The sequence below is a fragment of the Kitasatospora sp. NPDC007106 genome, assembly GCF_040634455.1.
Taxonomy (GTDB): domain Bacteria; phylum Actinomycetota; class Actinomycetes; order Streptomycetales; family Streptomycetaceae; genus Kitasatospora; species Kitasatospora arboriphila.
This window is the reverse complement of sequence record NZ_JBEYFP010000357.1, coordinates 1-6,102: the sequence shown is the minus strand read 5'-3', so window position 1 is coordinate 6,102 and position 6,102 is coordinate 1. Positions and strand designations below refer to the sequence as shown.

Below are 6,102 nucleotides of genomic sequence, written 5' to 3'. Positions count from 1 at the left end.
CCCCCCCCCCCCCGGGGGGGGGGGGCCGGCCCCTCGGCCGTTCGGGGCCGGCTCAGGGCCGGCTCAGGGCCGGCCGGTGGCCGGCGGGCGGGGCCATCAGAGCGGCGTGCCCGGGGCGGCGCTGGCCGGGCAGCGGGGTGCCGGGCGGTGCGGTGCGCCGCGGGCCGCCGGCGGGCGGTGCCTGGTGCGGCGTCATCGGGTGCGCCGGGCCGCCGCTGTGCACCGTCGGCTCCGCGGGCGTGCCGAGCGGGGCGAGCGAGATCTGCACCCCGCAGTCGGCGAGCGCGTCGAGCTCCCGGGCGGTCGGGTCCTGCGCGGCGGACTGCTCGTCGGTGACCAGCCGGGTGATGGCCTCCGTCGGCACCGTCTGGAACATGGTGTCGGAGCCCAGCTTGGTGTGGTCGGCGAGGACGATCACCTCCGTCGCCGCCTGCACCAGTGCGCGGTCCACGCTCGCGGACAGCATGTTGGTGGTCGACAGGCCGCGCTCGGCGGTCAGCCCGCTGCCGGAGACGAACGCCTTCGACACCCGCAGGCCGGCCAGCGACTGCTCGGCGCCACTGCCCACCAGGGCGTAGTTGGAGCCGCGCAGGGTGCCGCCGGTCATCACCACCTCGACGCGGTTGGCGTGCGCCAGCGCCTGGGCGACCAGCAGCGAGTTGGTGACCACGGTGAGGCCGGGCACCCGGGCGAGCCGGCGGGCCAGCTCCTGGGTGGTGGTGCCGGCGCCCACGACCACGGCGTCGCCCTCCTCGACCAGGCCGGCGGCCAGGTCGGCGATGGCGCTCTTCTCGGCCGCGGCGAGATGGGTCTTCTGCGGGTAGCCGGGCTCCCGACTGAAGCCTCCGGGGAGCACCGCCCCGCCGTGCCGGCGGTCGAGCAGCCCTTCGGCCTCCAGGGCCCGGACGTCCCGGCGGACGGTGACTTCGGAGGTCTGGACGACGCGGGCCAACTCCCGGAGCGAGACCGCTCCGTTGGCGCGCACCATTTCGAGGATCAACTGGCGACGTTCTGCAGCAAACACGGAACCGACGGTAACGTGAATGACCGTCTGCTTTCAGGCGTTTGCAGCCAGTAGCCGGAAACGCTCACGTACGAGCGGCGCGCGACCGTACAATTCGCGCCGCGGGCGGCTCCGCGCACGCTCGGCCGCGCGGGTGGAACGCGGAGGGCGGCCGCCGCGGCGGCCGCCCCGGATGCGCGCGGCAGGTCAGGAGTCCGAGCCCTCGCGCTTGCGGATGTGCAGCTGCCGGGCGGCCTCCGCGGTGGAGCCGGACAGCGACGGGTACACGGTGAACGCGCCGGCCACCTGTTCGACCGTCAAGTTGTTGTCCACGGCGAGCGAGATCGAATGGATGAGTTCGCTGGCGCGCGGCGCGACGACCACGCCGCCGACCACGATGCCGGTGCCGGGGCGGCAGAACAGCTTCACGAAGCCGTCCCGGATGCCCTGCATCTTGGCCCGCGGGTTGCCGCGCAGCGGCAGCTTCACCTCGACGGCGTCCATCTTGCCGCCGGCCACGTCGGCGGCCGTGTAGCCGACCGTGGCGATCTCCGGGTCGGTGAAGACGTTGGAGGCGACGGTCTTCAGGTTCAGCGGCTGCACCGCGTCGCCGAGCGCGTGGTACATCGCGATCCGGCCCTGCATGGCGGCGACCGAGGCGAGCATGAAGACGCCGGTGCAGTCGCCGGCCGCGTAGACGCCCGGGGCGGTGGTGCGGGACACCCGGTCGACCTTGATCTGGCCCCAGTCGTTCAGCGCGACACCGGCCTCCTCCAGGCCCATGTCCGCGGTGTTGGGGATCGAGCCGACCGCCATCAGGCAGTGGGTGCCCTCGATGACCGTGCCGTCGGAGAGGGTGACCTCGACCTTGTCGCCGATCCGCTTGGCGCTCTCGGCGCGCGAGCGGCTCATCACGTTCATGCCGCGGCGGCGGAAGACGTCCTCCAGCACCTCGGCGGCGTCCGGGTCCTCGCCCGGCAGCACCCGGTCGCGGCTGGAGACCAGCGTGACGTCGGAGCCGAGCGCCTGGTAGGCGCCGGCGAACTCGGCGCCGGTGACGCCGGAGCCGACCACGATCAGCTCGCGGGGCAGCTCGTCGAGGTCGTAGACCTGGGTCCAGGTGAGGATCCGCTCGCCGTCCGGCTGGGCGTCGGGCAGCTCGCGCGGGTGCACGCCGGTGGCGATCAGCACGGCGTCGGCGCGCACCGTCTCGGTGGTGCCGTCCTCGCGGTCGACGACGACCTCGCGGGATCCGTCCACCGCCTGGCCGCCGGCGCCGAGCCGGCCCTTGCCGCGGAGCACGGTGACGCCGGCCCGGGTGACCGCCTGGGTGATGTCGTGGGACTGGGCGATCGCGAGGCGCTTCACGCGTCGGTTGACCTTGCCGAGGTCGACGCCGACCACCCGGGCGGACTGCGCGAGCGGCGGGGTGTCGTCGGCGACGATGATGCCGAGCTCCTCGTAGGAGCTGTCGAAGGTCGTCATCACCTCGGCGGTGGCGATCAGCGTCTTGGACGGCACACAGTCCGTCAGCACCGCCGATCCGCCCAGGCCGTCGCGGTCGACGACGGTCACCTCCGCGCCGAGCTGGGCGGCCACCAGGGCCGCCTCGTATCCGCCGGGTCCGCCACCGATGATCACGATCCGAGTCACGGGCACCATTCTCCCGCATGCCGGAACCAAAGCCACGCCGGGGGCGTTGCCTCCTGTCCTGGCCCTTCGGCGGGCTCCTGCGGCCGCCCCCGCGGGCCCGCCCGTTCCGGTCCGGGGCAGCGCTCTCCCGTAGGCTGGCGCCCATGTCGCTCTACGCCGCGTACGCCACGAACCTCGACGCCCGGCAAATGACCAGGCGCGCCCCGCACTCCCCGCTGCGCGGCACCGGCTGGCTGGACGGCTGGCGGCTGACCTTCGGCGGCGAGCAGCTGGGCTGGGAGGGCTCGCTGGCGACGGTGGTGGAGGACGAGAAGGACCAGGTCTTCGTCTCGCTCTACGACGTCTCGCCGATGGACGAGGAGGGGCTCGACCGCTGGGAGGGCGTGCAGCTCGGCATCTACCGCAAGATCCGGCTGCGGGCGCACACCCTGGACGGCGACATCCCGGTCTGGACGTACGTACTGAACGACTACGAGGGCGGCCTGCCCGCCGCCCGCTACCTCGGGCTGATCGCGGACGCGGCGGAGAGCGCCGGCGCCCCCGACGACTACGTGCACGAGCTGCGCCGCCGCCCCTGCTGAGCCCGGCCGCGGCCCGCCGCGGCCGGGACGGCACCGCCCGGCGGCGCCACGACCGGGTCCGCGGCCTCGTGCGATCCGACGGACCGGGGTGTCCGCAGGCCGCCTGTCACGGTATTTCCGGATGATTCGGGTAACGATCCGGCGCGTCTTGGCGGGATTGTCTACGCGCGTAGGCGAATCTTGTCTATCCTCGGACCCGTGAACGCATCTCCTCAGTCGGTCGTCTCCGCCGACCCCTACGCCGCCGCCCGGGCCGCCGCCGACCGCCTCCGCGAGCTGACCGGCGTCGACCGCCACGACGTCGCCCTCGTCATGGGCTCCGGCTGGGTGCCGGCCGCCGACGCCCTGGGCGAGACCGTGGCCGAGTTCCCGGTCACCGAACTCCCTGGCTTCCCCGCCCCCGCCGTCGCCGGGCACGCCGGCAAGATCCGCTCCGTGAAGATCGGCGAGAAGCGCGCCCTGATCTTCCTCGGCCGCAACCACTACTACGAGGGCCACGGCGTGGCCACCGTGGTGCACGGCGTCCGCACCGCCGCCGCCGCGGGCTGCGGGATCGTCGTCCTCACCAACGGCTGCGGCGGCCTGCGCGAGGGCTGGACCCCGGGCCAGCCGGTCCTGATCAGCGACCACATCAACCTCACCGCCGACTCGCCGATCGTCGGCGCCAACTTCGTCGACCTCACCGACCTCTACTCCAAGCGGCTGCGCGCCCTGTGCCGCGAGGTCGACCCGACCCTCGACGAGGCCGTCTACGTGCAGTTCCGCGGCCCGCACTACGAGACCCCGGCCGAGGTCAACATGGCCCGGGTGATCGGCGGCGAGCTGGTCGGCATGTCGACCACCCTGGAGGCCATCGCCGCCCGCGAGGCCGGCACCGAGGTGCTCGGCATCTCCCTGGTGACCAACCTGGCCGCCGGCATCACCGGCGAGCCGCTCAACCACGAAGAGGTGCTGGAGGCCGGCAAGGCCAGCGCCGAGCGGATGGGCGCGCTGCTCGCGAAGGTCCTTGAGCGGATCTGAGCCCGCACTGACGCAGAATCAGTAGACCGGCGGCAGGCCGCGGCACCCCCGCGGTGCCGCGGCCGCCGCCGGCCGGCCCACACCCCCGTTTGGAGCTCGCAGCATGGCGCAGGCACCCACCACCGACCTCCTCGCCCGGGCCCGTGCGTGGCTCGCCGAGGATCCCGACCCGCAGACCCGCGCGGAGCTCACCGAGCTGCTCGCCGCCGCCGAGGGCCCCGACGCCGAGTCCGGGGAGCGGATCGCCTGGTCCCGGCTGGCCGAACGCTTCGCCGGCCGCCTCCAGTTCGGCACCGCGGGCCTGCGTGGCGAACTCGGCGCCGGACCGATGCGGATGAACCGCGCCGTGGTGATCCGCGCCGCCGCCGGCCTCGCCGCGTACGTGCGCAAGAACCCCGGGCTGGGCGACCTCGTGGTGATCGGCTACGACGCCCGGCACAAGTCGTACGACTTCGCCCGGGACACCGCCGCCGCCGTGGTCGGCGCCGGTCTGCGCGCCGCCCTGCTGCCGCGGCCGCTGCCCACCCCGGTGCTCGCCTTCGCGATCCGCCACCTCGGCGCCGCGGCCGGCGTCACCGTGACGGCCAGCCACAACCCGCCGCAGGACAACGGGTACAAGGTCTACCTGGGAGACGGCTCGCAGATCGTGCCGCCCGCGGACGTCGAGATCGCCGCCGAGATCGACGCGATCGGCGCCCTCGCCGACGTCCCGCTCGCCGAGGGCGGCTGGGAGGTGCTCGGCGACGACGTCGTCGAGGCCTACCTCGACCGCGCGGTCACCGTGCTGGACCCGGCCGGCGCCCGCGCGCTGGACGTGGTCTACACGCCGCTGCACGGCGTCGGCCGGGACGTCCTGCTCGCCGCCTTCAAGCAGGCCGGCTTCCCGGCGCCCACCGTGGTCGCCGAGCAGGCCGAGCCCGACCCCGACTTCCCGACCGTGGCCTTCCCCAACCCGGAGGAGCCCGGCGCGATGGACCTGTCCTTCCGGACGGCCGCCGCCGCCGGCCCGGACATCGTCATCGCCAACGACCCGGACGCCGACCGCTGCGCGGTGGCCGTCCCGGACAACGGCGGCTGGCGGATGCTCCGCGGCGACGACGTCGGCGCGCTGCTCGGCTCGGCCCTGGTCGCCAAGCGGGTCGGCGGCACCTTCGCCACCACCATCGTCTCCTCCACCCTGCTCGGCCGGATCGCCGCCGCCGCGGGCCTCGGCTACACCGAGACGCTCACCGGCTTCAAGTGGATCTCCCGCGCCGAGGGCCTGCGCTACGGCTACGAGGAGGCGCTCGGCTACTGCGTCGACCCGGAGGGCGTCCGCGACAAGGACGGCATCACCGCCGCCCTGCTGATCGCCGAGCTCGCCGCGACCCTCAAGCGCTCCGGCCGCACCCTCACCGACCTGCTGGACGACCTGGCGCTGGAGCACGGCCTGCACGCCACCGACCAGCTCTCCGCCCGGGTCGACGACCTCGCGCTGATCGCCGAGGCCATGCACCGGCTGCGCGAGCGGCCGCCGACGGTCCTGGCCGGGCTGCAGGTCACCCGGGCCGACGACCTCACGGCCGGCTCCGCCGACCTGCCGGCCACCGACGGCCTGCGCTACTACCTGGCCGGCGAGGGCGTCCGCTCCGCCCGGATCGTCGTCCGGCCCTCCGGCACGGAACCCAAGCTCAAGTGCTACCTGGAGGTCGTCCTCCCGGTCGCCGACGCCGCCGGACTGGCCGACGCCCGCATGCGGGCCGCCACCCTGCTCGACGGCATCAAGCGCGACCTCGCAACTGCCGCAGGCATCGGCGCCTGACGGCCCGGCGCCGCCCGGCGGACACCCCGCTTCGTCCGCCGGGC

Annotated in this window: 5 protein-coding genes; 3 read left to right on the top strand and 2 right to left on the bottom strand. The window is 74.4% G+C overall.

Annotation, left to right across the window (positions count from 1 at the left end; translation table 11 throughout):
• Window positions 1–52: 52 nt before the first annotated feature.
• Together ABZ641_RS23235 and ABZ641_RS23230 are read right to left on the bottom strand one after the other, a co-directional pair.
• Entirely contained in the window at window positions 53–1,024 is a 972-nt protein-coding gene (locus tag ABZ641_RS23235) for a DeoR/GlpR family DNA-binding transcription regulator (RefSeq protein WP_344622104.1), read from the bottom strand.
• A 186-nt stretch (window positions 1,025–1,210) separates the two neighbouring features.
• Window positions 1,211–2,665: an NAD(P)H-quinone dehydrogenase gene (locus tag ABZ641_RS23230; RefSeq protein ID WP_344622105.1), complete on the bottom strand. Its 1,455-nt coding sequence runs from the start codon at window positions 2,663–2,665 to the stop codon at window positions 1,211–1,213.
• Between the two features lie 134 nt (window positions 2,666–2,799).
• On the opposite strand from ABZ641_RS23230, the gene ABZ641_RS23225 reads away from it, so the two are divergent.
• The 3 genes from ABZ641_RS23225 to ABZ641_RS23215 all read left to right on the top strand — a co-directional run bounded on the left by ABZ641_RS23225 (window position 2,800) and on the right by ABZ641_RS23215 (window position 6,058).
• Entirely contained in the window at window positions 2,800–3,237 is a 438-nt protein-coding gene (locus ABZ641_RS23225) for a gamma-glutamylcyclotransferase (RefSeq protein WP_344622106.1), read from the top strand.
• Between the two features lie 198 nt (window positions 3,238–3,435).
• Window positions 3,436–4,257 carry a purine-nucleoside phosphorylase gene (locus ABZ641_RS23220; RefSeq protein WP_344622107.1) on the top strand — a complete coding sequence of 274 codons (822 nt, stop codon included), beginning with the start codon at window positions 3,436–3,438 and terminating at the stop codon, window positions 4,255–4,257.
• A 103-nt stretch (window positions 4,258–4,360) separates the two neighbouring features.
• Window positions 4,361–6,058 (top strand): phospho-sugar mutase, encoded by a 1,698-nt coding sequence (locus ABZ641_RS23215; RefSeq protein ID WP_344622108.1) that lies wholly within the window; start codon window positions 4,361–4,363, stop codon window positions 6,056–6,058.
• Window positions 6,059–6,102 lie beyond the last annotated feature (44 nt).

Excerpts from the sequence above, each read along its gene's own strand:
- ABZ641_RS23225 (WP_344622106.1), top strand. The coding sequence starts at position 2,800 with ATGTCGCTCTACGCCGCGTACGCCACGAACCTCGACGCCCGGCAAATG.
- ABZ641_RS23230 (WP_344622105.1), bottom strand. The coding sequence starts at position 2,665 with ATGGTGCCCGTGACTCGGATCGTGATCATCGGTGGCGGACCCGGCGGA.
- ABZ641_RS23215 (WP_344622108.1), top strand. The coding sequence starts at position 4,361 with ATGGCGCAGGCACCCACCACCGACCTCCTCGCCCGGGCCCGTGCGTGG.